The organism is Acinetobacter sp. WCHA45, from assembly GCF_002165255.2.
GTDB lineage: Bacteria > Pseudomonadota > Gammaproteobacteria > Pseudomonadales > Moraxellaceae > Acinetobacter.
The window spans coordinates 1-23,905 of record NZ_CP028561.1; the positions used below are offsets into that span (position 1 = coordinate 1).

General features: G+C 41.8%; 14 protein-coding genes, 2 tRNA genes and 2 rRNA genes. 15 read left to right on the forward strand and 3 right to left on the reverse strand.

Going from position 1 to position 23,905, the window contains the following annotated elements; genetic code table 11:
• The 4 genes from dnaA to gyrB all read left to right on the forward strand — a co-directional run bounded on the left by dnaA (position 1) and on the right by gyrB (position 6,270).
• A complete protein-coding gene (dnaA, locus tag CDG55_RS01175; RefSeq protein ID WP_087537333.1) occupies positions 1–1,404 on the forward strand; it encodes a chromosomal replication initiator protein DnaA in 1,404 nt (467 codons plus the stop codon).
• Between the two features lie 90 nt (positions 1,405–1,494).
• On the forward strand, positions 1,495–2,643 hold the full coding sequence (dnaN, locus tag CDG55_RS01180) for a DNA polymerase III subunit beta (RefSeq protein ID WP_087537334.1): 1,149 nt from the start codon (positions 1,495–1,497) through the stop codon (positions 2,641–2,643).
• 27 nt (positions 2,644–2,670) lie between these two features.
• A complete protein-coding gene (gene recF, locus CDG55_RS01185) occupies positions 2,671–3,753 on the forward strand; it encodes a DNA replication/repair protein RecF (RefSeq protein ID WP_005158912.1) in 1,083 nt (360 codons plus the stop codon).
• Positions 3,754–3,801: 48 nt separating this feature from the next.
• Complete coding sequence (gene gyrB / locus CDG55_RS01190; RefSeq protein ID WP_087537335.1) at positions 3,802–6,270, forward strand: DNA topoisomerase (ATP-hydrolyzing) subunit B; 2,469 nt, start codon at positions 3,802–3,804, stop codon at positions 6,268–6,270.
• Positions 6,271–6,381: 111 nt separating this feature from the next.
• Here the strand turns inward: gyrB and CDG55_RS01195 are convergent, their stop codons facing one another.
• Both CDG55_RS01195 and CDG55_RS01200 read right to left on the reverse strand, forming a co-directional pair.
• Complete coding sequence (locus CDG55_RS01195; protein WP_087537336.1) at positions 6,382–6,939, reverse strand: VTT domain-containing protein; 558 nt, start codon at positions 6,937–6,939, stop codon at positions 6,382–6,384.
• A 311-nt stretch (positions 6,940–7,250) separates the two neighbouring features.
• A complete protein-coding gene (locus CDG55_RS01200; protein WP_087537337.1) occupies positions 7,251–9,179 on the reverse strand; it encodes an ATP-binding cassette domain-containing protein in 1,929 nt (642 codons plus the stop codon).
• 210 nt (positions 9,180–9,389) lie between these two features.
• Between CDG55_RS01200 and CDG55_RS01205 the strand changes: the two genes are divergently transcribed.
• The 6 genes from CDG55_RS01205 to erpA all read left to right on the forward strand — a co-directional run bounded on the left by CDG55_RS01205 (position 9,390) and on the right by erpA (position 15,638).
• A complete protein-coding gene (locus CDG55_RS01205) occupies positions 9,390–10,397 on the forward strand; it encodes a putative solute-binding protein (RefSeq protein WP_087537338.1) in 1,008 nt (335 codons plus the stop codon).
• A 44-nt stretch (positions 10,398–10,441) separates the two neighbouring features.
• The gene (locus tag CDG55_RS01210) at positions 10,442–11,452 is read left to right on the forward strand and encodes a putative solute-binding protein (RefSeq protein ID WP_087537339.1); all 1,011 of its coding nucleotides are present in this window, start codon (positions 10,442–10,444) and stop codon (positions 11,450–11,452) included.
• 217 nt (positions 11,453–11,669) lie between these two features.
• Positions 11,670–12,671: a putative solute-binding protein gene (locus tag CDG55_RS01215; RefSeq protein WP_087537340.1), complete on the forward strand. Its 1,002-nt coding sequence runs from the start codon at positions 11,670–11,672 to the stop codon at positions 12,669–12,671.
• Between the two features lie 214 nt (positions 12,672–12,885).
• Positions 12,886–13,893, forward strand: coding sequence for a putative solute-binding protein (locus CDG55_RS01220; RefSeq protein ID WP_087537345.1), 1,008 nt, complete (start codon positions 12,886–12,888; stop codon positions 13,891–13,893).
• Positions 13,894–14,175: 282 nt separating this feature from the next.
• The gene (locus CDG55_RS01225; protein ID WP_087537341.1) at positions 14,176–15,180 is read left to right on the forward strand and encodes a putative solute-binding protein; all 1,005 of its coding nucleotides are present in this window, start codon (positions 14,176–14,178) and stop codon (positions 15,178–15,180) included.
• A gap of 122 nt (positions 15,181–15,302) precedes the next feature.
• Positions 15,303–15,638, forward strand: coding sequence for an iron-sulfur cluster insertion protein ErpA (gene erpA / locus CDG55_RS01230; protein ID WP_005158950.1), 336 nt, complete (start codon positions 15,303–15,305; stop codon positions 15,636–15,638).
• Positions 15,639–15,695: 57 nt separating this feature from the next.
• On the opposite strand, the gene CDG55_RS01235 is transcribed toward erpA, so the two are convergent.
• Entirely contained in the window at positions 15,696–16,823 is a 1,128-nt protein-coding gene (locus CDG55_RS01235; protein ID WP_087537342.1) for an anhydro-N-acetylmuramic acid kinase, read from the reverse strand.
• A 61-nt stretch (positions 16,824–16,884) separates the two neighbouring features.
• On the opposite strand from CDG55_RS01235, the gene tyrS reads away from it, so the two are divergent.
• The 5 genes from tyrS to CDG55_RS01260 all read left to right on the forward strand — a co-directional run bounded on the left by tyrS (position 16,885) and on the right by CDG55_RS01260 (position 23,753).
• A complete protein-coding gene (gene tyrS, locus CDG55_RS01240; RefSeq protein WP_087537343.1) occupies positions 16,885–18,117 on the forward strand; it encodes a tyrosine--tRNA ligase in 1,233 nt (410 codons plus the stop codon).
• Positions 18,118–18,623: 506 nt separating this feature from the next.
• Positions 18,624–20,160, forward strand: a 16S ribosomal RNA gene (locus CDG55_RS01245).
• 59 nt (positions 20,161–20,219) lie between these two features.
• A tRNA-Ile gene (locus CDG55_RS01250) sits at positions 20,220–20,296 on the forward strand.
• A 70-nt stretch (positions 20,297–20,366) separates the two neighbouring features.
• Positions 20,367–20,442: transfer RNA gene (locus CDG55_RS01255), tRNA-Ala, on the forward strand.
• 420 nt (positions 20,443–20,862) lie between these two features.
• Positions 20,863–23,753, forward strand: a 23S ribosomal RNA gene (locus tag CDG55_RS01260).
• The 16S and 23S rRNA genes sit together here with 2 tRNA genes alongside, the layout of an rRNA operon.
• Positions 23,754–23,905: the final 152 nt, after the last annotated feature.

Consider the following 23,905-nt stretch of genomic DNA (forward strand, 5'->3'; position numbering starts at 1 on the left):
ATGCTCTGGACAGACTGCTTAACTCGCTTGCGACAAGAGCTCTCTGACAACGTCTTTGCGATGTGGATTCGTCCTTTGGTTGCTGAAGAAGTTGACGGTGTGATGCGTTTATATGCACCTAATCCATATTGGACACGTTATATTCAAGACAACCATTTAGAGTTAATTTCAATTCTTGCTGAGCAATTATCGGAAGGTCGAGTACGTCAGGTTGAAATCTTGGTTGATTCGCGTCCAGGTACTATTTTGTCTTCTCATGAGCAACCTGCAACCACGACAGCTGCTTTAGGAAACACTTCAACCACTCCAATCGTTCCTATTAAAGCTAAGAAAGAAACTGATTTGGTGCAACCAAGTCAAAATGTCGCGAAAATACCAAAGAAAAGACAACTCAACCCATTATTTACATTCTCTTTATTTGTTGAAGGCCGTTCTAACCAAATGGCTGCTGAGACTTGCCGTAAGGTATTAACCCAATTAGGCGCATCTCAGCACAATCCTTTATTTTTATATGGTCCAACAGGTTTGGGTAAAACACACTTGATGCAAGCCGTAGGGAATGCACTTTTACAAGCCAAACCGAATGCACGTGTCATGTATATGACCTCGGAAAGTTTTGTACAAGACTTTGTCAGTTCATTGCAGAAAGGTAAGGTTGAAGAGTTTAAGAAAAATTGTCGTTCTTTAGATTTATTGTTGGTTGATGATATTCATTTGCTTGCTGGTAAAGAAGCAAGCCTTGTTGAATTCTTTTATACATTCAATGCTTTACTGGATGAATCTAAACAAATTATTTTAACTTCAGACCGTTATCCAAAAGAACTCACGGAATTGGATCCGCGTTTGGTTTCTCGATTCTCTTGGGGATTATCTGTTGGTGTTGAGCCACCAGATATTGAAACACGTATCGAAATTTTGCTAAAAAAAGCTGAAAATAGTGGGGTAGATTTGCCACGAAATTGTGCTTTATTCATTGCACAACAAGTGGTCGCAAACGTTCGTGAACTTGAAGGTGCCCTCAATAAGGTGGTGGCTATCTCACGTTTTAAAGGCACTGCGATTGATTTGGATGTGGTGCGTGAGTCATTAAAAGATGTTTTAGCGATTCGTGCACGCACCATTAGTGTGGAAAATATTCAGCGCGTCGTCAGTGAATATTTCCGTATCCCATTAAAAGAATTAATTGGACCTAAGCGCACCCGTATTTATGCACGTCCACGCCAATTAGCGATGGGGCTAGCCCGAGAGCTGACAGGGGATAGTTTTCCTGAGATTGGAATGGCATTTGGTGGCCGTGATCATAGTACCGTGATGCATGCCTGCGAAAAAGTGGTCAGCTTGCGCGAACAAGATCCAATTTTTAATGAAGATTATAAAAACTTACTTCGTCTGTTACAAAGTTAATCTATTTTTCAGAGTTGCAAACTACTTTTAAGTGCAGCATAGTACACTGCTAACATTCATATCAGCTTCTGTTGTAAGAGGAATAAAATCGTGCGTTTGAAAATCGCTAAAGAAAGTTTAGTCAACGTTTTATCACATGTGGTGGGGGCTGTTGAGCGTCGCCATACTTTGAATATTCTTTCAAATGTCAAAATTCAAACCACTCAACAGGCCTTAACGATTACGGGTTCTGATTTAGAAGTTGAATTAGTCGCAAGCACAACTTTATCTGAAGGTGCTTGTTTAGAGGTGGGTGAAACAACTGTTCCTGCACGTAAACTCGTTGAAATCTGTAAATCCCTTCCGACAGCAGCCTTGATTGATTTGCAAATAACAGAAGACCAACGCTGTATTTTAAAATCAGGCAATAGCCGTTTCGTATTAGGTACCCTTCCAGCAGAAGATTATCCATTACTCACGACTGACAATAGTCAAGGTACTCAGGTTCAAGTCACTCAGCGTGAATTAAAACGTTTATTTGAAAAAACAGCCTTTGCGATGGCGGTTCAGGATGTTCGTTTCTATCTAACGGGTACACTGCTGGAAATTGATCACAATCAATTGCGTACAGTCACAACAGATGGTCACCGTCTGGCATTGTGTGAAGTGTCTGCTTCATCGACAGCCTCCACATCAATTCAGGCCATTGTGCCACGCAAGGCGGTTAGTGAATTACAGCGTTTACTCAGCATTGAGGATGAACAACTGACCTTGCTGATTGGACGTGAATTGTTGAATGTCACCATCAATACGCCAAGCCGTGATAAAGAGCATGGCGATATTACCGTGCGTTTCACCACTAAACTAATTGATGGAAAGTTCCCTGATTATCGCCGTGTGATTCCTAAAAATGGTGACAAGCATGTCTTTATTGCTCATGATGTCTTTAAGCAATCTTTACAACGTGTTGCTATTTTAAGTAATGAAAAACTTCGTGGTGTTTTCTTGAATTTTAATCAAGATTCATTGCAGTTGCGTGCCAATAACCCAGAACAAGATGAGGCGGTTGAAGATATTGCAATTCAATATCAAGATGCACCTTTAGAAATGTCATTTAATGCGCAATATATCCTTGAAGTACTTGGTGTGTTGGATGGTGATGACGTGAAAATGAGCATGAGTGAAGCCAATCAGTCGGTGCTTGTTCAAGATCCAGCGCATCCTGATCAAACTTATGTCGTGATGCCAATGCGAGTTTAATGACGATTGATGTTTGAGTTTTAAAGCATGCAAATCACGCGTTTAAATATCGAACGTGTACGTAATTTAAAGACGGTTGCACTCCATGAGTTGCAACCGTTTAATATTTTTTACGGCGCAAATGGTTCTGGAAAAACGTCAGTTCTAGAGGCTATTCATTTACTGGCAACAGGGCGTTCATTTCGCACCCATATTCCAAAACATTACATTCAATATGAAGCCGGCGATGCGATTGTTTTTGCGCAATCTGCCACTGAACGTATTGGCATGCAAAAGCTGGCTTCGGGCGAACAGGTGATTAAGGTCAATGGCGATACCATTGCGACTCAAGGTCAACTGGCAAAATTATTACCTTTACAGCATATCGATCCACAAAGTACCGATATCATTGACCACGGCGCAAAGCCTAGGCGACAGTTATTAGATTGGTTAATGTTCCACGTGGAACCTGAGTTTTATTTTGCATGGCAGTATTATTCTCGAGCACTCAAACAACGGAATAGTTTGCTCAAGACACGGCGCAATCTGACTTTGGCTGATTTAGAGCCTTGGAATAAAATGCTCAGTGATTATGGCGAAATGCTGCATTCACAACGGGTCAGTATTGTTGAGCAATGGAACCAATTTTTCCATGAAGATTTAAAAATTCTGCTACCTAATCTTGAGATAGAACTGGAATACAATCCTGGTTTTCATACTGAGCAAGGTCTATTGCAAGACTTGGTTCAGCAGCATCAAAAAGATCTAGATCGGCGTTATACTGAGTATGGTCCGCATCGTGCTGATTTACGGTTAAAAACACCTTTTGGCAATGCGGATGATGTACTCTCTCGTGGGCAAAAAAAGTTGTTAATCATGGCATTAAAACTGTCACAAATTGCAATGCTGCATGCGAGTAATAAGGAAACTGTGGTATTATTAGATGATCTGACAGCAGAGTTAGATGAGACCGCACAACAACGGTTAATTGAGCGATTGAGTCAGTTAGGAAGTCAAGTTTTTATGACCACCTTAGACCATGCGTCGGTATTAAAACACTTACAGGATTTGTCGATTTCTTTTCAATTATTCCACGTTGTTCACGGTCAAGTCAGTCTTGCTGCACCATAATTTTATTTCCTCATTTTTGGATAGATTAATATTTACTAGGGAGTAACCATGAGTTCAGAGTCTCAATCAGTCTCTCAAACAGAACAATCAAATGAAAAAGCTTATGATTCCTCTAGTATCAAAGTTTTACGTGGATTAGACGCGGTTCGTAAACGTCCTGGTATGTATATCGGTGACACTGATGACGGTACAGGTTTACACCATATGGTGTTTGAGGTGGTGGATAATGCCATCGATGAAGCTTTAGCAGGACATTGTGATGAAATTTTAGTCACGATCCATGAGGATGAGTCGGTCAGCGTATCCGATAATGGTCGTGGTATTCCAACAGATATTCACCCAGAAGAGGGGATATCTGCGGCAGAAGTGATTTTGACCATTCTGCATGCGGGTGGTAAGTTTGATGATAATAGCTATAAGGTGTCAGGCGGTTTACACGGTGTAGGCGTTTCAGTTGTAAATGCTTTATCAAAAAAATTACAACTTACAATTTATCGTGCTGGACAAATTCACGAGCAAGAATATCAGCATGGTGATTCACAATATCCATTACGTGTGATTGGTGAAACAGATAAATCGGGTACAACGGTTCGTTTTTGGCCAAGTGAGCTAACGTTTAGCCAAACCATTTTTAGTGTTGATATTTTGGCACGTCGTTTAAGAGAGCTATCTTTCTTGAATGCAGGTGTTCGAATCGTTTTACGTGATGAGCGTGTCAATCTTGAGCATGTTTATGACTATGAAGGCGGTTTATCTGAATTCGTTAAATATATTAACGAAGGTAAACACCATTTGAATGATATTTTTCATTTTACCGTTGCTGCTGACAATGGTATTGGGGTTGAAGTTGCGTTGCAGTGGAATGATAGTTATCAGGAAAATGTACGTTGCTTTACCAATAACATTCCGCAAAAAGATGGTGGTACACACCTTGCAGGTTTCCGTGCAGCATTGACTCGTGGCTTAAACAGCTACATGGAAAATGAAAGTTTATTGAAAAAAGAAAAAGTTGCTGTCACAGGTGACGATGCCCGTGAAGGTTTAACTGCAATTATTTCAGTGAAAGTACCTGATCCTAAATTCTCTTCACAAACCAAAGAAAAATTGGTTTCGAGTGAAGTAAAACCTGCGGTAGAGCAGGCCATGAACAAAGAGTTTTCTGCTTATTTACTGGAAAATCCACAAGCAGCGAAATCGATTGCAGGTAAGATCATTGATGCGGCGCGTGCGCGTGATGCAGCGCGTAAAGCACGCGAAATGACCCGTCGTAAGAGTGCTTTAGACATCGCAGGTTTGCCTGGTAAATTGGCAGACTGTCAAGAAAAAGACCCAGCATTGTCTGAACTGTATCTAGTCGAGGGTGACTCTGCGGGCGGTAGTGCTAAACAAGGTCGTAACCGTAAAATGCAGGCGATTTTACCGTTGAAAGGTAAAATCTTGAACGTTGAACGTGCGCGCTTTGATAAGATGATTTCAAGTCAAGAAGTTGGTACACTCATCACTGCTTTAGGTTGTGGGATTGGGCGTGAAGAATACAATCCAGACAAATTGCGTTATCACAAAATCATTATCATGACCGATGCGGACGTGGATGGTTCACATATTCGTACCTTGTTATTGACCTTCTTCTTCCGTCAAATGCCAGAATTGGTTGAGCGTGGATATATTTATATTGCACAGCCACCATTGTATAAGTTGAAGAAAGGTAAGCAAGAACAGTACATCAAAGATAATGATGCACTTGAAACTTACCTAATTTCTAATGCGATTGATGAACTTGCATTACATGTCAGCGCTGAAGCACCAGCGATTAATGGTGCAGCATTAGCGAGTGTGATTGCGGATTATCAGGTGTCACAGAAGAGCTTACAACGCCTCACTCAACGCTATCCTGCAAGTTTATTGGATGGTTTACTTGAGCTGGATGCATTTAAAACAGATCACAATCATGAACGTGACTATGTTGAATCATGGGCTGAGCAATTACGTGTTGCAATTGAAAAGTTACAACCAAGCTTACGTCCTGAGATTATATTAGAAACGTTTGAACGTGAAAATGCACAAGGTGAGAAATCAGCACATTATTGGCCACGTGTCACTGTCTATGTACATAACTTACCGCATTCGTATTTACTCGATGCTGGTCTGTTAAATTCTGCTGAATATGCGCGTTTATTGAAGAATTCGAAGAGCTGGTTTAAGTTACTTGAAGAAGGAGCTTATCTGCAAAAAGGCGAGCGTCGTATTCAGGTAAGTAATTTCCATCAAGTATGGCAACATATTTTACAAGACTCGCGCCGTGGCATGATGATCCAACGCTATAAAGGTTTGGGTGAGATGAATGCTGAGCAGCTTTGGGAAACGACGATGGATCCTGAAAATCGAAATATGTTGCAAGTGACCATTGATGATGCAATTGAAGCAGATCGTATGTTCTCTTGTTTGATGGGTGATGATGTAGAACCACGTCGTGCCTTCATCGAAGAAAATGCACTAAATGCGGATATTGATGCTTAATTAAATTAATGTGAGATTTAGTTTGTATTATTTCTCTCGTATATAAGAAAAGGCGATGCTTGATGCATCGCCTTTTCTTATATGAAGGTTTCACGTGGAACATTCCGTTGATTAGGTTTTAACTAAATCGCTGACTTGAATGAGTGCATGTCCAAATAAATAACCAGCAGTGACCAGCACACTAATCCACAATAGCGCGCCTAAGATATTATAAATTACGAAATGGGTATAATTCATAGCACTAGAACCAGCGGCTAAAGGCGCAAAAGAACGTGCAAATGGGATAAAACGAGCCAATAGAATAGTTTTCCCGCCATGTTTTAAGAAAAATGTATTAGTTTTCTTTAGATATTCTTGTTTGATAAATCGAGATTCCATATTAAAAATTCGGTCACCAACATGACGACCAATGTGATAATTCACCATGTAGCCTAAAGCTGCGGCTATAAAAAGTAAGCTAATCATATAACCCAAATGCATAAATTCAATAACTGAACATAAAGCGCCTACGGTGAGTAAAAGACTATCGCCTGGTAAAAAGAACATAAACACAAAGGCGGTTTCTGAAAAGATAATCAAAAATAGGATCGCATAAATCCATAAGCCATATTCTTGAATTAAAATGGGAAGAATATGTTCAAAGTTAAAAATAAAATCTAAAGAATTCATTCAGTTTGTATGATCCAAAATCGAGTACTCACCAAATTGAAGTACAAAAATATAAAATGAACTTAGTTCTCGATGTGCATTTAAAAGTAATAACTTTAAAATGATCAGGTTGAGTATATCTAGCCTGAACCTAAAGCTCAATTTTATGAGGAAATTCCAATTTAGACCTGATCTGAAATGATTGGCAGAATCATGACACTTTTATCGGTATTTTTATTATTTTTTAGTCTCTAAGCAAATCGTAATGTCGTTATTTATTTTTCTATGATTAGAAAAAGCCTAATTCCCAAAAAGAGAATTAGGCATTTATTTTAAACTTCAAAAGAACTTTCTAACTCTTCAAGCTCCATCATCAACTCTAACAGTTGTTCTTCGTACTGTTCCAGCTTAGATTTTAGCTCAGTTTGTTCATTCATTAGCTTGATTAAATCATCTTTACGATGAGCTTCATACAGAGTGCTATCTGCTAATTCATTTTCAATTGCAGCTAAGCGTGGCTGAATCTTTTCAATTTGAGTTTCAGCTTTCTCAATATTTTTTCGAATAGGATGAGTTATTTCACGACGACGAGCGGCTTCTTTACGTTGTGCTTCTTTGTCAACTTTAGCTGCTGTATTTTGAGACGCTACTGTTTGTTGCTGTACTGCATTCTGTGAATTAATGAGCTGTTGGCGCGCTTCACGTAACCACTTGGCATAGTCTTGTAAATCACCCTCAAACTCCGTACATTTTCCTGCATGTACTAAAAGTAGATCATCACAGACACTGGCGATCAGTTGACGTTCATGTGAAACTAAGACCACTGCACCATCGAAATCTTGTAGAGCCATACTTAAAGCATGGCGCATATCTAAGTCTAAATGGTTGGTCGGTTCATCTAGAATTAAAACATTTGGGCGCTGCCATACGATCAGCGCCAAAGCTAAGCGAGCACGTTCGCCACCTGAAAAGCTTTCACACGGCGTATCCATACGTTCGCCACTAAAGCCAAATCCACCTAAAAAAGCACGCAATGCGGCTTCACTGATCTTTTTATCAGCAATACGAGCCAATTGTAGCATTGGACTGGCATTAGCATCTAAAGCATCCATCTGGTGCTGAGCAAAATATCCAATATTGAGTAATTCTGAGGCTTTACGTTCGCCTGCAAGTAATGGTAAATCACCCACTAAAGTTTTGATCAGCGTTGATTTACCCGCGCCGTTCATCCCTAGTAAACCAATACGAGAACTTGGAGTAATTTGCAGGCGAATTTTTTCAGCAATCATTTTATCGCCATAACCAATAGTCGCTGCATCTAAACTCAGCAAGGGTGAACTCATTTTGGTGGGTTCACGGAAACTAAAGGTAAATGGCGTATCGACATGAGCAGGTGCAAGTTGTTGCATGCGTTCCAACTGTTTGATACGGCTTTGCGCTTGGCGAGCCTTAGTTGCTTTGGCTTTAAAGCGATCAATAAATTTTTGCAGATGGGCGCGCGTTTCTTGTTGCTTTTCAAAAGCCTGTTGTTGTTGTGCTAAGCGCTCGCTACGTGTCGTTTCAAAGGTAGAGTAGTTGCCTGTATATAAAGTTAATTCTTGATTTTCAATATGAAGAATATGATCCGTAATTGCATCGAGAAAATCACGGTCATGCGAAATCAGCACCAATGTTCCTTCATAGGCTTTAAGCCAATCTTCTAGCCATAAGATGGCGTCTAAGTCCAAATGGTTCGTTGGTTCATCTAATAACAGTAAGTCTGAACGACTCATTAAGGTGCGTGCTAAGTTTAAACGCATCCGCCAACCACCAGAGAAGCTTGCGACATTTAAACGGATTTGATGGTCAAGAAATCCTAAACCTGCCATTAATTGGGCTGCTTTCGCAGGTGCTGCATAACCATGAATTTCATCAAATCGACCATGTAATTTAGCTAAATCATCATTACTCAGTTGATCTGGATGCGCTAATTTTTCTTGAATGTCCCAATATTCTTCGTCACCAGACAAAACAAAATCAATTGCTGGCATTTCTAAGGCTTTAATTTCCTGAGCCATGTGTGCCACAGTCCAAACCGCTGGACGAGTTAGATTCCCTTCATCTGCAACCAAGTCACCTAAGAAAGCAGCAAATAGTGTTGATTTGCCTGCGCCATTCACGCCAGTAAGACCAATTTTCCAGCCAGGGTGAAGCTGCATCGATGCTTTTTGAAATAGAACTCGCCCACCACGGCGTAATGAAACTTGGTCAAATTGAATCATGAGTATGCAAAATAGCGATGAGATAGCTGCATTTTAAGGTGATCGCCCATGAATGCAAATTTTTATATTACAGATCAAACTGATCGAATTAAATCATTCTACCAATAAAAAATAGAGTAAAAGCTCTATTTTTGTGATGCAAATCAGATTATTATTTAGTTTTAGTGAAAAATAAGCAACAAGATTAAAAGTATAGTGACAGGATTAGGGATGAACAAAGCAATTCTTGCCGTGGGGGCAATGCTGATGTTGGGGGGAAGTATGCAGGTCAATGCAGATACTAAAATTTGTGTTTTTGACTTGTTGGGAAAATCTGGCGAGGCCTATAAGGCGATGGAGGAATGGGCTTTGGCGGCCAAAACATGGCGCAGTGACATCACTTTACTGGGTTATCAAAATGAAGCTCAGGCCCAGAATGATTTCGAGCAGGGCAAATGTGATGGTGTGTACATGACATCTATGCGTGCGCGGAGTTATAACAAATTTGCAGGTTCTGTCGATGCGATTGGTGCTGTACCGAGTTATGCAATTGCACAAAAAGCCATTAGTTTTGCCTTAGATAAGCGTAATCAACGTCGTCTGACCAGTAGTATAGGTAATCAGGTCTACGAAGTTGTCGGTATATCACAAATTGGTCTGGCTTATATTTTCGTTAAAGATAAAAAAATGGATACTATTGAGCACATCAAAGGTAAAAAATTTGCTGTTCTCGGCTATGATGAAGCACAAAAAATCGTTGTTAAAAGCTTGGGTGGGCAAGCGGTCCTTTCGGACATTTCCGATATCGCTAAAAAATTTAACAATGGCCAAGCCGATATTATGGCAGCACCAGCTTATGCCTATAAACCATTAGAACTCTTTAAAGGTTTGGGAAATGATGGGGCAATTATTACTTTTCCAGCTGTCAACATGACCATGGACCTGATCATTCGTCCTGAAAAATTCTCAAGCAACTTTGGTCAAAATTCAAGAAATTGGTTCTTGAATCGTTTGAATAATAATTTTGCATTAATCCAAAGAATCGAGGCTGAACTACCAGCGAAATATAAAATGAATCTGAGCAATGAAGACAAAATGCGTTATCAGCAAATTTTGCGTGAAGCTCGAATTGGTTTAACTAAACGGGGGATTTATGACGCCAGTATGATGAGCGTTTTAAAGCGTGCGCGTTGTACTGTAGAACGTACCAATTTTGAATGTTCACTGGGTGGTGAATAGATTTTAAATTTTTGATGATTAAATAATTCTATAGGGAGAATGTAATGAATAAAGGATTATTCGCTTTAGCTGCTGCAACATTGTTCAGCGTTGCGGGTCAAACTCAGGCAAAACAAAAAATTTGTGTGTTTGATCCGATGGGAAAAGCGGGAGAAGTGTATAAAGTCGCGGAGGAATGGGCGCTGGCTGCACAGGTTTGGCAAGCCAAGATTCAGTTGGTTCCCTATAAGGACGAAGCCAAGGCACAGAATGATTTTGAAGCTGGTGAGTGTGAGGGAGTATATATGACCTCCATGCGCGCCCGTAAATACAATAAGTTTGCAGGTTCAATAGATGCAATTGGTGGTGTGATCAATAATCAGGTGGCAAAAAAAGCGATCCATTTTGCGTTGGATAAGCGTAATAAACGCCGTCTGATCACAACAATAGATGGAGATACCTTTGAGGTTGCAGGGATTTCCCAGTTTGGTCTGGCCTATATTTTTGTACATGATAAAAGTATCAACTCGCTTGCTAAAGCCAAAGGCAAAAAATTTGCTTATCTGAAACATGATGATGCACAAAGGAAAATTCTTGAAGCAATCGGAATGGTTGGGTTGCCATCAGACGTTTCTGATTTTGCCAAAAAATTTAATGCCAATCAGGCCGATGTGATTGCATCGCCTGCCTATGCCTATAAAGCTCTGGAAATTGAGAAAGGACTGGGAACAATAGGGGCAATGTTTGACAACGTTCCTGTTGTGAATATTACGATTGAGTTGATTATTCGCCCAAATTCTTTTCCCGCAGGTTTCTCTCTGAATTCACGGGAATGGTTTATACAACAAATTCCAACAAGTTTTGCCATGATTAAACGGCTTGAGGATGCCATTCCAACAAAATATAAATATTCGCTTTCTAAGCAAGAAGTTGAGAATTATGAAAAACTTTTCAGGGAGCAACGAATCCGTTTTACCAAAGATGGTATTTATGACCCAGTGATGATGGGCGTGTTGAAACGGGCACGTTGTTCAGTGGAAAGAACCCGTTTTGAATGTTCATTGGGAGGTGAATAAAAATCTGAATCCAGATTGAATTGTGTGGTGATTTGAACAAATCATTTGATAGGGAAAATAGATATTTTATCAATGAGTAAAATGTGATGAGTACTATTAAAAATCAGTAAAACCCGATGTATGTAAATAAAAGGACTAGGCTTTTAGTTAAGATCTGACTATATTCGTCTCTCGGTGGTGGAAAAATATGCAAAAACAGCAAATAAGGGAAAACAAAATGAAAAAAGGACTTTTGGCATTGAGTGCTGCGACTCTATTTGTCATGACTACTCCTGTACAGGCAAAACAAGAAATTTGTGTATTTGATCTATTGGGAAAAGCTGGCGAGTCTTACAAACTTGTTGAAGAGTGGAAGCTTGCCTCAAAAACATGGCAAGCTGATGTTGAGCTGATCCCTTATCAGGACGAAGAGAAAGCAGAAAAAGATTTTGATGCGGGCAAATGTGACGGGGTTTATATGACCTCTATGCGTGCTCGTAAATATAATAAATTTGCAGGATCTGTTGATGCTATAGGTGCGGTGACTAGCAATGCGATTGCACAGAAAGCAATTACTTATGTGCTTGATAAGCGTAACCAACACCGTTTAACTGCAACAACCAATGGTGAGAAATACGAAGTTGTTGGTATTATTCAAGTTGGCTTAGCCTATACTTTCGTACGTGATAAAAATATAGATACGATTGAAAAGGCCAAAGGCAAAAAATTTGCGTATTTACATTATGATCAAGCGCAAAAAACGATTGTTGAAAGCATAAATCTTGTTGCTGTACCCTCTGATATTTCAGATTTTGTGAAGAAGTTTAATAGTGGTCAGGTAGATGTAATTGCTGCACCAGCATATGCATATAAACCTTTAGAAATTAGTAAAGGTTTAGCAAATGGCGCATTATTTAATTTTCCAGTTGTGAACATCACGGGGGATTTAATTATTCGCCCTGGGCAATTCCCAAGTGGTTTTGGTACCCAATCTCGACAATGGTTCGTGAACAAATTGCCAAGTAACTTCGCAATGGTACAGCGTTTAGAAGCGGGTATGAATGCGAAAAGAATTACATTGTCTAGTGAAGATAAAATTCGCTATCAAAAAATGTTGCGTGATGGACGAATGAACTTGACCAGACAAGGAGTCTACGATGCCAGCATGATGAACGTCCTCAAACGAGCACGTTGTACGGTTGAACGCACTAACTTTGAATGTTCTTTGAGTGCCGAATAGTTATAGTTTTGTTCCTGAATTTATAAATTGATTAACGAAAGTCATCACTTATCACAAATATGTTTATGAAAATAAGTGAATGAGATAAAAAGGACAAAAAGTAAACATTATTGACATAAAAATAGAGCACAAGCTCTATTTTTTTTTGAAAAACATGATTAATATTTGCTTCGAACAAGGAGACAAACATAAAGTTTGTGGAAGGATGAAAAATATGAAAAAAATTGCGTTAGCTATTGCAGCAACTTCGATCTTAGGTGTATCTGCTTCTACTCAAGCAGCAATTGATGTGTGTGTATTCGACTTATTAGGAAAGTCAGGTGAATCATACAAAATGATGCAGGACTGGGCACTTGCAGCAAAAGGCTGGGGCGCTGATGTAAACCTTCTTGCAATCACAGATGAACAAGTCGCTGATAATAACTTTAAAGCGGGTAAATGTGCTGCTGTAGCAATGACAGCAATGCGTGCTCGTCCATATAACAAGTTTGCGGGTTCTATTGACTCTTTAGGTGGTGCGCCAAGTAATGAAATCGCTCAACGTGCGATTACTTATGTTCTAGATCAACGTAATGCAGCAAAAATGGTAACTAACCTTGGTGGTAATAAATACGAAGTTGGTGGTATTGCTCCATTAGGTGCGGCTTATATTTTCGTGCGTGATAAGAGCATTAACTCAATCGAAAAAGCAGCGGGTAAAAAATTTGCAGTATTGGGTTATGATGACGCGCAAAAAATTATGGTACAACGCGTAGGTGCACAAGCTGTACTTTCTGATATTTCTAACTTTGCTGCTAAATTTAACAATGGCCAAGTAGATATGGTAGGTGCTCCTGCTTATGCATATAAGCCATTAGAGTTGAGCAAAGGCTTAGGTGCTAACGGTGCGATGTTTAACTTCCCAGTGTTACAAGTGACTGCGGATCTTGTGTTGCGCCCAGAAAAATTCCCAGCTGGTTTTGGCCAAAAATCTCGTGATTATTTTGTGAAGCAACTTCCAAAATCTTTCGCAATGATAAAACGTTATGAAGCTGAAATTCCAGCAAAATACAAAATGAACTTAACTGCTGAAGACAAGTTAAAATATCAAAAACTAATGCGTGATGGTCGTTTAGAAATGACTAAACGTGGTATTTATGATGCTAGTATGATGTCAGTATTGAAGAAAGCACGTTGTTCAGTAGACAAAGCGAACTTTGAATGTGCATTACCTGGTGAATAATCATCAAATGCCATAAAAGTAACTTAAAGCCTAGATTTTTCTAGGCTTTTTGTTTTTAAGTGCTTGTCATTTAAGTCATTGTCTTTATATAGAAATATCGCAATCATACTCATATAAAAACAAATGAAATCGAGAAGATTTAAAATATGTTTTAATCAGGAAGATTAAAAACGACTGTATTTAAACATATATTCATTTGAAGACCTTATTAGGATAGAACGTTGCTCTTCATATACGTAAATGTTTCGCAACAAAACAATATAGATGCAAAGGAAAAATAATATGCAATGGTTTAAGCCTTTACTACTTGCAACAGGCATAGCAACTGTCTCTGTTGCAGCTCAAGCAAAACAAACAATGTGTGTATTTGACATCGTAGGTAAAAGCGGCGATGTATATGCATTAATGAAAGATTATCAGCTTGCAGCTAAAACTTGGGGTGCAGATATTGAACTCAAAGTAGCGACGAATGAAGCTGTAATTGCTGAAGATTTTAAAGCAGGGAAATGTGATGGCGTCAGTATCACAGGTATGCGAGGCCGACAATTCAATCCATTTACAGGCTCATTAGATGCAATTGGTGCTATCACCGACCTTAAGCTTGCTGTCAAAGTGATGCAAGGGTTAGCCAGTCCAACTTTTGCCAAAGCGATGGTGAATGGCAAATATGAAGTGGCTGGTGTGATTCCGATTGGTGATGCATATTTATTAGTAAATGACCGTAATATCAATACCGTTGCAAAAGCTGCAGGTAAAAAAATTGCGGTTTTAGACTATGATGAAGCACAAAAAATTATGGCTTCACAAGTGGGTGCTCAAGCTGTAAGTTCAGATATCACTAATTTTGGTGCTAAATTTAATAATGGTCAGGTTGACATCATAGGTGCACCTGCTGCCGCGTTTAAACCATTAGAACTTTACAAAGGTTTAGGTACTAAAGGGGCGATTGTCAATTACCCAATCTTGCAGGTGACAGGCAACCTGATTATCCATCCTGATAAATTCCCTGCTGGTTTTGGTCAAAAATCAAGAGAATGGGTGAAGGCACAATTGCCACGTGCTTTTGGTATCTTGGGTAAAATGAAAGCGGATATTCCACAAAAATACTGGATGGAAGTACCTCCTGCTGATAAACCTGGCTATCAAAAATTAATGCGTGAGGCACGTATTAACCTGACAGCAAAAGGAATTTACGATAAGCGTATGATGAAGTTGTTATGGCAATTCCGTTGTCGCGAAGATGCTAAAAATTTTGAATGTGCTTTGCAGGAAGAGAATTATAAATAATCTGTTAAAAAGTCCTTAATCGCACTTTAAACTTCAGATACAGACCCGATATTGAGTATGCTATACTGAATATCGGGTCTTTTATTTATGAAAGACGTATTGAAGTCTGAGGAATATCTACCATGAATGCCCAAGCTCTTGAATTGTCAGATAATGCTGCCAACAAAGTTCGTCAATTACGCGAAAGTGAAGGGAATAACGACTTGATGTTACGTGTTTATGTAACGGGTGGTGGATGCTCAGGCTTTTCTTATGGTTTTAATTTCGCTGAAAGTGTTAATGAAGATGATGCTGAATTTACCAATGGCGACGTTAAAATGTTAGTTGATTCACTTAGCTATCAATACTTGGTTGGCTCAGTGGTTGATTATCTTGAAGGACTGGAAGGTTCTCGCTTTGTGGTGCAAAACCCGAATGCAACGACAACTTGCGGTTGTGGATCATCTTTCTCGATTTAATAGATTCTAATGATAAAAAAGCTTCTCAATTCGAGAAGCTTTTTTATTGCTTTAAGTTTAAACAGCGGTGATGGTTCCCAATATACGATCACCTGAAGCGCCTGTCACAGTAGGTAAATTCCCACTCAGTTGTTCAACGAAACGCATGGCTAACCATGCAAACGCCGTCGCTTCGACCCATGTCGGTGCTAAGCCAAGAGCATCCGTGGTTTGTACTGACCAATTGTGTTTGCGTAAGCGCCAACGTAATTGTTCCAATAAATAAGAATTATAAGCACCGCCGCCACAAACGTAGAGTTCGCCTGTTTCCATGCTAGAACGATAGACTGCTTTTTGAATTGCCCTTACGGTAAGTTTCAGTAAGGTCGCTTGAATATTTTCAGGTGTATCTTCGAGTTCGTCATAGGTTAAATCATTGCGCCAATCGATCAGTTGATCATCTAACCAATCAATATTGAAGTCTTCGCGACCTGTACTTTTTGGAGGTTCTTTCGAAAAGTATTCGTGTGAGTGCAATCGATCTAATAGGGAGCGTATTGGATGGCCATAAGCAGCCCAGTCGCCATTTTCATCGTATGGATGCCCTGTATGACGATGACACCATGCATCCATTAATATATTTGCAGGGCCTGTATCAAAGCCATAAACACCGTCAAGGTCATTTGCAGGCAACATACTGACATTGGCAATACCGCCTAAATTCAAAATGACACGATGGATTCTGTCATGCTGAAACAAAGCTTGATGGAAAGCTGGCACTAAAGGAGCACCTTGCCCTCCTGCGGCCATATCACGACGCCGAAAATCAGAAACCACAGGGAGTTGAGTAATTTCAGTGATGATATTTGGATCACCAATTTGTAAGGTAAAGCCATGCTCAGGGCGATGGCGAATAGTTTGCCCATGAGAACCAATAGCCTTGATTTGATTACGATCTAAATTGTTCCTTTCAATCAGCGTATTAATGCCATGTCCAATCATTTGTGCCAAAGCGACATCGGCTTTACCCATACGATCAATTTCATTGTCGTCAGGAAGCGTTAAAGCCATTAATTCATCACGTAATTCAGGCTCAAAAGGCACAGTCAGTGTGGCATGTAGTGTTAAAGGGTCAAATGAACTTGCAACAATATCAACACCATCCATGCTCGTGCCTGTCATTACACCAATATAGATCGCGCTCATATACAACTTATCCTGCAAGATGCTGAAAAAATGTTAGTATATCGCACAAATTGAATAACTGATGTGTTTAGGTTTTGTGATGTCAAATTTCTTGCCAGCCGAAGAACAGCTTGCTCTCATTCAACGAGGCACGCACGAGATTATCTCTGATGAAGATTTATTGAAAAAACTGAAAGAGAATCGTCCACTCCGTGTAAAAGCAGGCTTTGACCCAACGGCTCCTGATTTACACTTAGGACATACGGTTCTAATCAATAAATTAAAAACCTTCCAAGATTTGGGACATGAGGTTACTTTCTTGATTGGTGATTATACCGCCATGATCGGTGACCCAACAGGCAAAAGTGCAACACGTCCGCCGTTGTCGCAAGAGCAAGTACTTGCCAATGCCAAGACTTATCAAGAACAAGTTTTTAAAATTTTAGATCCAAATAAAACCAAAGTTCGTTTTAACTCAGAATGGTTTAGCCAAAAAACTGCAGCTGATTTAATTCAATTGGCAAGTCAGCAAACTGTATCACGTATGCTGGAACGTGATGACTTTACCAAGCGCTATAACAACCACCAGCCAATCGCGATCCATGAGTTTTTATATCCATTGGTACAAGGCTATGACTCGATTGCGCTTGAAGCAGATGTTGAGTTAGGTGGAACAGACCAAACTTTTAACTTGCTCATGGGACGTACTTTACAAGGTCGTTACGGTCAAGAATCACAAGTCTGCATCACTGTACCGATTCTTGAAGGTTTAGATGGCGTCAATAAGATGTCAAAATCTTTAGGCAACTATATTGGTGTATTTGATACCCCAGGCGCAATGTACCAAAAAATCCTGTCAATGCCAGATAGCTTGATTGAACGCTACTTTGATTTACTCAGCTTTAAGGCACTGGATGAAATCAAAGTCTTGCTGGATGAAATGGCTGCGGGTCGCAATCCACAAGAAATCAAACGTATCTTGGCACTTGAGCTGGTGGAGCGTTTCCATGATGCAGAAGCGGCTGAAAATGCACACAAGAGCGCAGGCAATCGTGTAACCGAAGGCGAAGTACCTGAAGATACGCCAGAAGTGACGATTTCTCGTGGTGAGTTTGGTGGTGAGTTATTTATTGCCACAATTCTTCGTGTTGCTGGTTTAAACCCAAATGCAGCTGCTGCAAAAGATGCCGTGGGTCGTGGTGCGGTTAAAGTTGACTGGAACGTGGTTGATATGAGCTTCTCTGTAAAAGAGAATGTCACTTTAATCATCCAATCGGGTAAAAAAGCGATTGCTCGTGTGACTTTTACTGATTAAATCACAATGGAAAAAATAAAGAGCAGGCCATTAGCCTGCTTTTTATACGTAAATAGCTGATAAAAACAACGAAAACACTAATTTTGTAGAAAAAAGAAACATGCAAAAGAAAATAATAAAAAAGGGGGTTGTGTTGGGAGAGGAATGGTGTAGAATGCACATCCATCGGCGGTGATGCAGATAAAAACTTGTTGAGAAACAAGGATTTGGCTAAAGTAGTTAGGTTCTTGGGTTGGTTGGTGAGTTTTAAAAATATCGAAATTACCTGTTGACTTTAATTTAGATTAGAGTAACATAGCCGACCTAGCTTGATGATGACGAATCATCGAGAAGATCATTAAGAGAATAGAAGAACAACTTGTGTGGATTTTTACTGATTGATCGATCGAAAATATTTCATTGATTGAATGGTAGAAATTTCTCGAAGTTTATTTGAGCGAATTTTTAGTCAGAAAATTGATGAGCCAGAATTAGCACCTTGTCTTAACTAAGGTGCAAAATGATTTTAACTGAAGAGTTTGATCATGGCTCAGATTGAACGCTGGCGGCAGGCTTAACACATGCAAGTCGAGCGGGGATGAGGTGCTTGCACCTTATCTTAGCGGCGGACGGGTGAGTAATGCTTAGGAATCTGCCATTTAGTGGGGGACAACATTCCGAAAGGGATGCTAATACCGCATACGTCCTACGGGAGAAAGCAGGGGATCTTCGGACCTTGCGCTAAATGATGAGCCTAAGTCGGATTAGCTAGTTGGTGGGGTAAAGGCCTACCAAGGCGACGATCTGTAGCGGGTCTGAGAGGATGATCCGCCACACTGGGACTGAGACACGGCCCAGACTCCTACGGGAGGCAGCAGTGGGGAATATTGGACAATGGGCGGAAGCCTGATCCAGCCATGCCGCGTGTGTGAAGAAGGCCTTTTGGTTGTAAAGCACTTTAAGCGAGGAGGAGGCTACCTGGATTAATACTCTGGGATAGTGGACGTTACTCGCAGAATAAGCACCGGCTAACTCTGTGCCAGCAGCCGCGGTAATACAGAGGGTGCGAGCGTTAATCGGATTTACTGGGCGTAAAGCGTGCGTAGGCGGCTGATTAAGTCGGATGTGAAATCCCTGAGCTTAACTTAGGAATTGCATTCGATACTGGTCAGCTAGAGTATGGGAGAGGATGGTAGAATTCCAGGTGTAGCGGTGAAATGCGTAGAGATCTGGAGGAATACCGATGGCGAAGGCAGCCATCTGGCCTAATACTGACGCTGAGGTACGAAAGCATGGGGAGCAAACAGGATTAGATACCCTGGTAGTCCATGCCGTAAACGATGTCTACTAGCCGTTGGGGCCTTTGAGGCTTTAGTGGCGCAGCTAACGCGATAAGTAGACCGCCTGGGGAGTACGGTCGCAAGACTAAAACTCAAATGAATTGACGGGGGCCCGCACAAGCGGTGGAGCATGTGGTTTAATTCGATGCAACGCGAAGAACCTTACCTGGCCTTGACATACTAGAAACTTTCCAGAGATGGATTGGTGCCTTCGGGAATCTAGATACAGGTGCTGCATGGCTGTCGTCAGCTCGTGTCGTGAGATGTTGGGTTAAGTCCCGCAACGAGCGCAACCCTTTTCCTTACTTGCCAGCATTTCGGATGGGAACTTTAAGGATACTGCCAGTGACAAACTGGAGGAAGGCGGGGACGACGTCAAGTCATCATGGCCCTTACGGCCAGGGCTACACACGTGCTACAATGGTCGGTACAAAGGGTTGCTACCTAGCGATAGGATGCTAATCTCAAAAAGCCGATCGTAGTCCGGATTGGAGTCTGCAACTCGACTCCATGAAGTCGGAATCGCTAGTAATCGCGGATCAGAATGCCGCGGTGAATACGTTCCCGGGCCTTGTACACACCGCCCGTCACACCATGGGAGTTTGTTGCACCAGAAGTAGGTAGTCTAACCGCAAGGAGGACGCTTACCACGGTGTGGCCGATGACTGGGGTGAAGTCGTAACAAGGTAGCCGTAGGGGAACCTGCGGCTGGATCACCTCCTTAACGAAAGATTGACGATCGGTAAGAATCCACAACAAGTTGTTCTTCGAAGATGTATCTGAGGGTCTGTAGCTCAGTTGGTTAGAGCACACGCTTGATAAGCGTGGGGTCACAAGTTCAAGTCTTGTCAGACCCACCACTACTGACGAAGTGATGAATAATCACAAGCTGCTAGATAAAAAGATATGTCGTTCATTATGATTAAAGCTGGGGACTTAGCTTAGTTGGTAGAGCGCCTGCTTTGCACGCAGGAGGTCAGGAGTTCGACTCTCCTAGTCTCCACCAAATTTCAAGATTAGAAAAACAACGTTTTTCCTTGAAATTTAAGCAAACAGCTATGCTGTGCGCAGGCACACATAGAACGAAGCTTAGAGCTAAAGATTACAGAACTTAGTAAGCAAATAGCTTCTTAACTTCTGTGATTTATCACAGTTTACTACTCGCTGACGAGGTGGTAGTTAATCATTAACAGATTAGAAAATTGAGTCTGAAATAAATTGTTCACTCAAGAATTTAAGTTGATCGAAGTAATTTGATTGATTTAAACATATTGAGAACTAGCAAAAACACTGAATCAAGCGTTTTGGTATATGAATTTAGATTGAAGCTGTATGGTGATTAAATTCACAGACAACAAACCAGTAGCAATTAAGTTTGCAACGCTAACACTCACTTGTATGTGTTAACGACTGTTTGGGGTTGTATAGTCAAGTAATTAAGTGCATGTGGTGGATGCCTTGGCAGTCAGAGGCGAAGAAAGACGTGATAGCCTGCGAAAAGCTCCGGGGAGGCGGCAAATATCCTTTGATCCGGAGATTTCTGAATGGGGGAACCCACCCGCTATAAGGCGGGTATCATAAGCTGAATACATAGGCTTATGAAGCGAACGAGGGGAAGTGAAACATCTCAGTACCCTTAGGAAAAGAAATCAATTGAGATTCCCTTAGTAGCGGCGAGCGAACGGGGATCAGCCCATTAAGTTGTGTGTGTTCTAGTGGAACGCTCTGGGAAGTGCGAACGTAGAGGGTGATATTCCCGTACACGAAAGGGCACACACAATGATGACGAGTAGGGCGAGGCACGTGAAACCTTGTCTGAATATGGGGGGACCATCCTCCAAGGCTAAATACTCCTGACTGACCGATAGTGAACCAGTACCGTGAGGGAAAGGCGAAAAGAACCCCTGTGAGGGGAGTGAAATAGATCCTGAAACCGCATGCATACAAGCAGTGGGAGCCGACTTGTTCGGTGACTGCGTACCTTTTGTATAATGGGTCAGCGACTTACATTCAGTAGCAAGGTTAACCGTATAGGGGAGCCGTAGAGAAATCGAGTCTTAATAGGGCGTTTAGTTGCTGGGTGTAGACCCGAAACCAGGCGATCTATCCATGAGCAGGTTGAAGGTTGGGTAACACTAACTGGAGGACCGAACCCACTGTCGTTGAAAAGCCAGGGGATGACTTGTGGATAGGGGTGAAAGGCTAATCAAGCCTGGTGATAGCTGGTTCTCCCCGAAAGCTATTTAGGTAGCGCCTCGGACGAATACCATTGGGGGTAGAGCACTGTTTCGGCTAGGGGGTCATCCCGACTTACCAAACCGATGCAAACTCCGAATACCAATGAGTACTATCCGGGAGACAGACTGCGGGTGCTAACGTCCGTAGTCAAGAGGAAAACAATCCAGACCGCCAGCTAAGGCCCCAAAATCATAGTTAAGTGGGAAACGATGTGGGAAGGCATAGACAGCTAGGAGGTTGGCTTAGAAGCAGCCACCCTTTAAAGAAAGCGTAATAGCTCACTAGTCGAGTCGGCCTGCGCGGAAGATGTAACGGGGCTAAAACTATGTGCCGAAGCTGCGGATTTGACATTAGTCAAGTGGTAGGGGAGCGTTCTGTAAGCCGATGAAGGTGTATTGAGAAGTATGCTGGAGGTATCAGAAGTGCGAATGCTGACGTGAGTAACGACAAAACGGGTGAAAAACCCGTTCGCTGAAAGACCAAGGGTTCCAGTCCAACGTTAATCGGGGCTGGGTGAGTCGACCCCTAAGGCGAGGCCGAAAGGCGTAGTCGATGGGAAATTGGTTAATATTCCAATACTTCTGTGTAATGCGATGAGAGGACGGAGAAGGTTAAGTCAGCCTGGCGTTGGTTGTCCAGGTGGAAGGTTGTAGGCATGTATCTTAGGCAAATCCGGGGTACTCTATGCTGAGAACTGATAGCAAGCTGTACTTGTACAGTGAAGTGGCTGATACCATGCTTCCAGGAAAAGTCTCTAAGCTTCAGTTACACAGGAATCGTACCCGAAACCGACACAGGTGGTCAGGTCGAGTAGACCAAAGCGCTTGAGAGAACTCTGCTGAAGGAACTAGGCAAAATGGTACCGTAACTTCGGGAGAAGGTACGCTGCTGACGGTGATGGGACTTGCTCCCTGAGCTATTGGCAGCCACAGAAACCAGGCCGCTGCAACTGTTTATTAAAAACATAGCACTCTGCAAACACGAAAGTGGACGTATAGGGTGTGATGCCTGCCCGGTGCTGGAAGGTTAATTGATGGGGTTAGCGTAAGCGAAGCTCTTGATCGAAGCCCCAGTAAACGGCGGCCGTAACTATAACGGTCCTAAGGTAGCGAAATTCCTTGTCGGGTAAGTTCCGACCTGCACGAATGGCATAATGATGGCGGCGCTGTCTCCAGCAGAGGCTCAGTGAAATCGAAATCGCTGTGAAGATGCAGTGTACCCGCGGCTAGACGGAAAGACCCCGTGAACCTTTACTGCAGCTTGACATTGAACTTTGACCTTACTTGTGTAGGATAGGTGGGAGGCTTTGAAGTTGGAACGCTAGTTCCAATGGAGCCGTCCTTGAAATACCACCCTGGTAATGTTGAGGTTCTAACTCTGCCCCGTAATCCGGGGCGAGGACCATGTCTGGTGGGTAGTTTGACTGGGGCGGTCTCCTCCTAAAGAGTAACGGAGGAGTACGAAGGTGCGCTCAGCGTGGTCGGAAATCACGCGTAGAGTATAAAGGCAAAAGCGCGCTTAACTGCGAGACCCACAAGTCGAGCAGGTACGAAAGTAGGTCTTAGTGATCCGGTGGTTCTGTATGGAAAGGCCATCGCTCAACGGATAAAAGGTACTCTGGGGATAACAGGCTGATACCGCCCAAGAGTTCATATCGACGGCGGTGTTTGGCACCTCGATGTCGGCTCATCTCATCCTGGGGCTGAAGCAGGTCCCAAGGGTATGGCTGTTCGCCATTTAAAGAGGTACGCGAGCTGGGTTTAGAACGTCGTGAGACAGTTCGGTCCCTATCTACCGTGGGCGCTGGAAATTTGAGAGGATCTGCTCCTAGTACGAGAGGACCAGAGTGGACGAACCTCTGGTGTACCGGTTGTGACGCCAGTCGCATCGCCGGGTAGCTATGTTCGGAAGGGATAACCGCTGAAAGCATCTAAGCGGGAAGCCTACCTCAAGATAAGATTTCCCTAGGAATTTATTCCTCTAAAGAGCCGTTCGAGACTAGGACGTTGATAGGTTGGGTGTGGAAGCACGGTGACGTGTGAAGCTGACCAATACTAATTGCTCGTGAGGCTTGACTATACAACACCCAAACAGTTGTTGTATTCAAGATAAATTCAATACATAACTTGATTTAGTGTGAAAACTAGTTAAAATGCTGAACACAAAGTTAGACTCAATATCTAATCCGTTAATAACTCTTTGGTTCGTAAGTAAGGCAGACATGAAGTGAA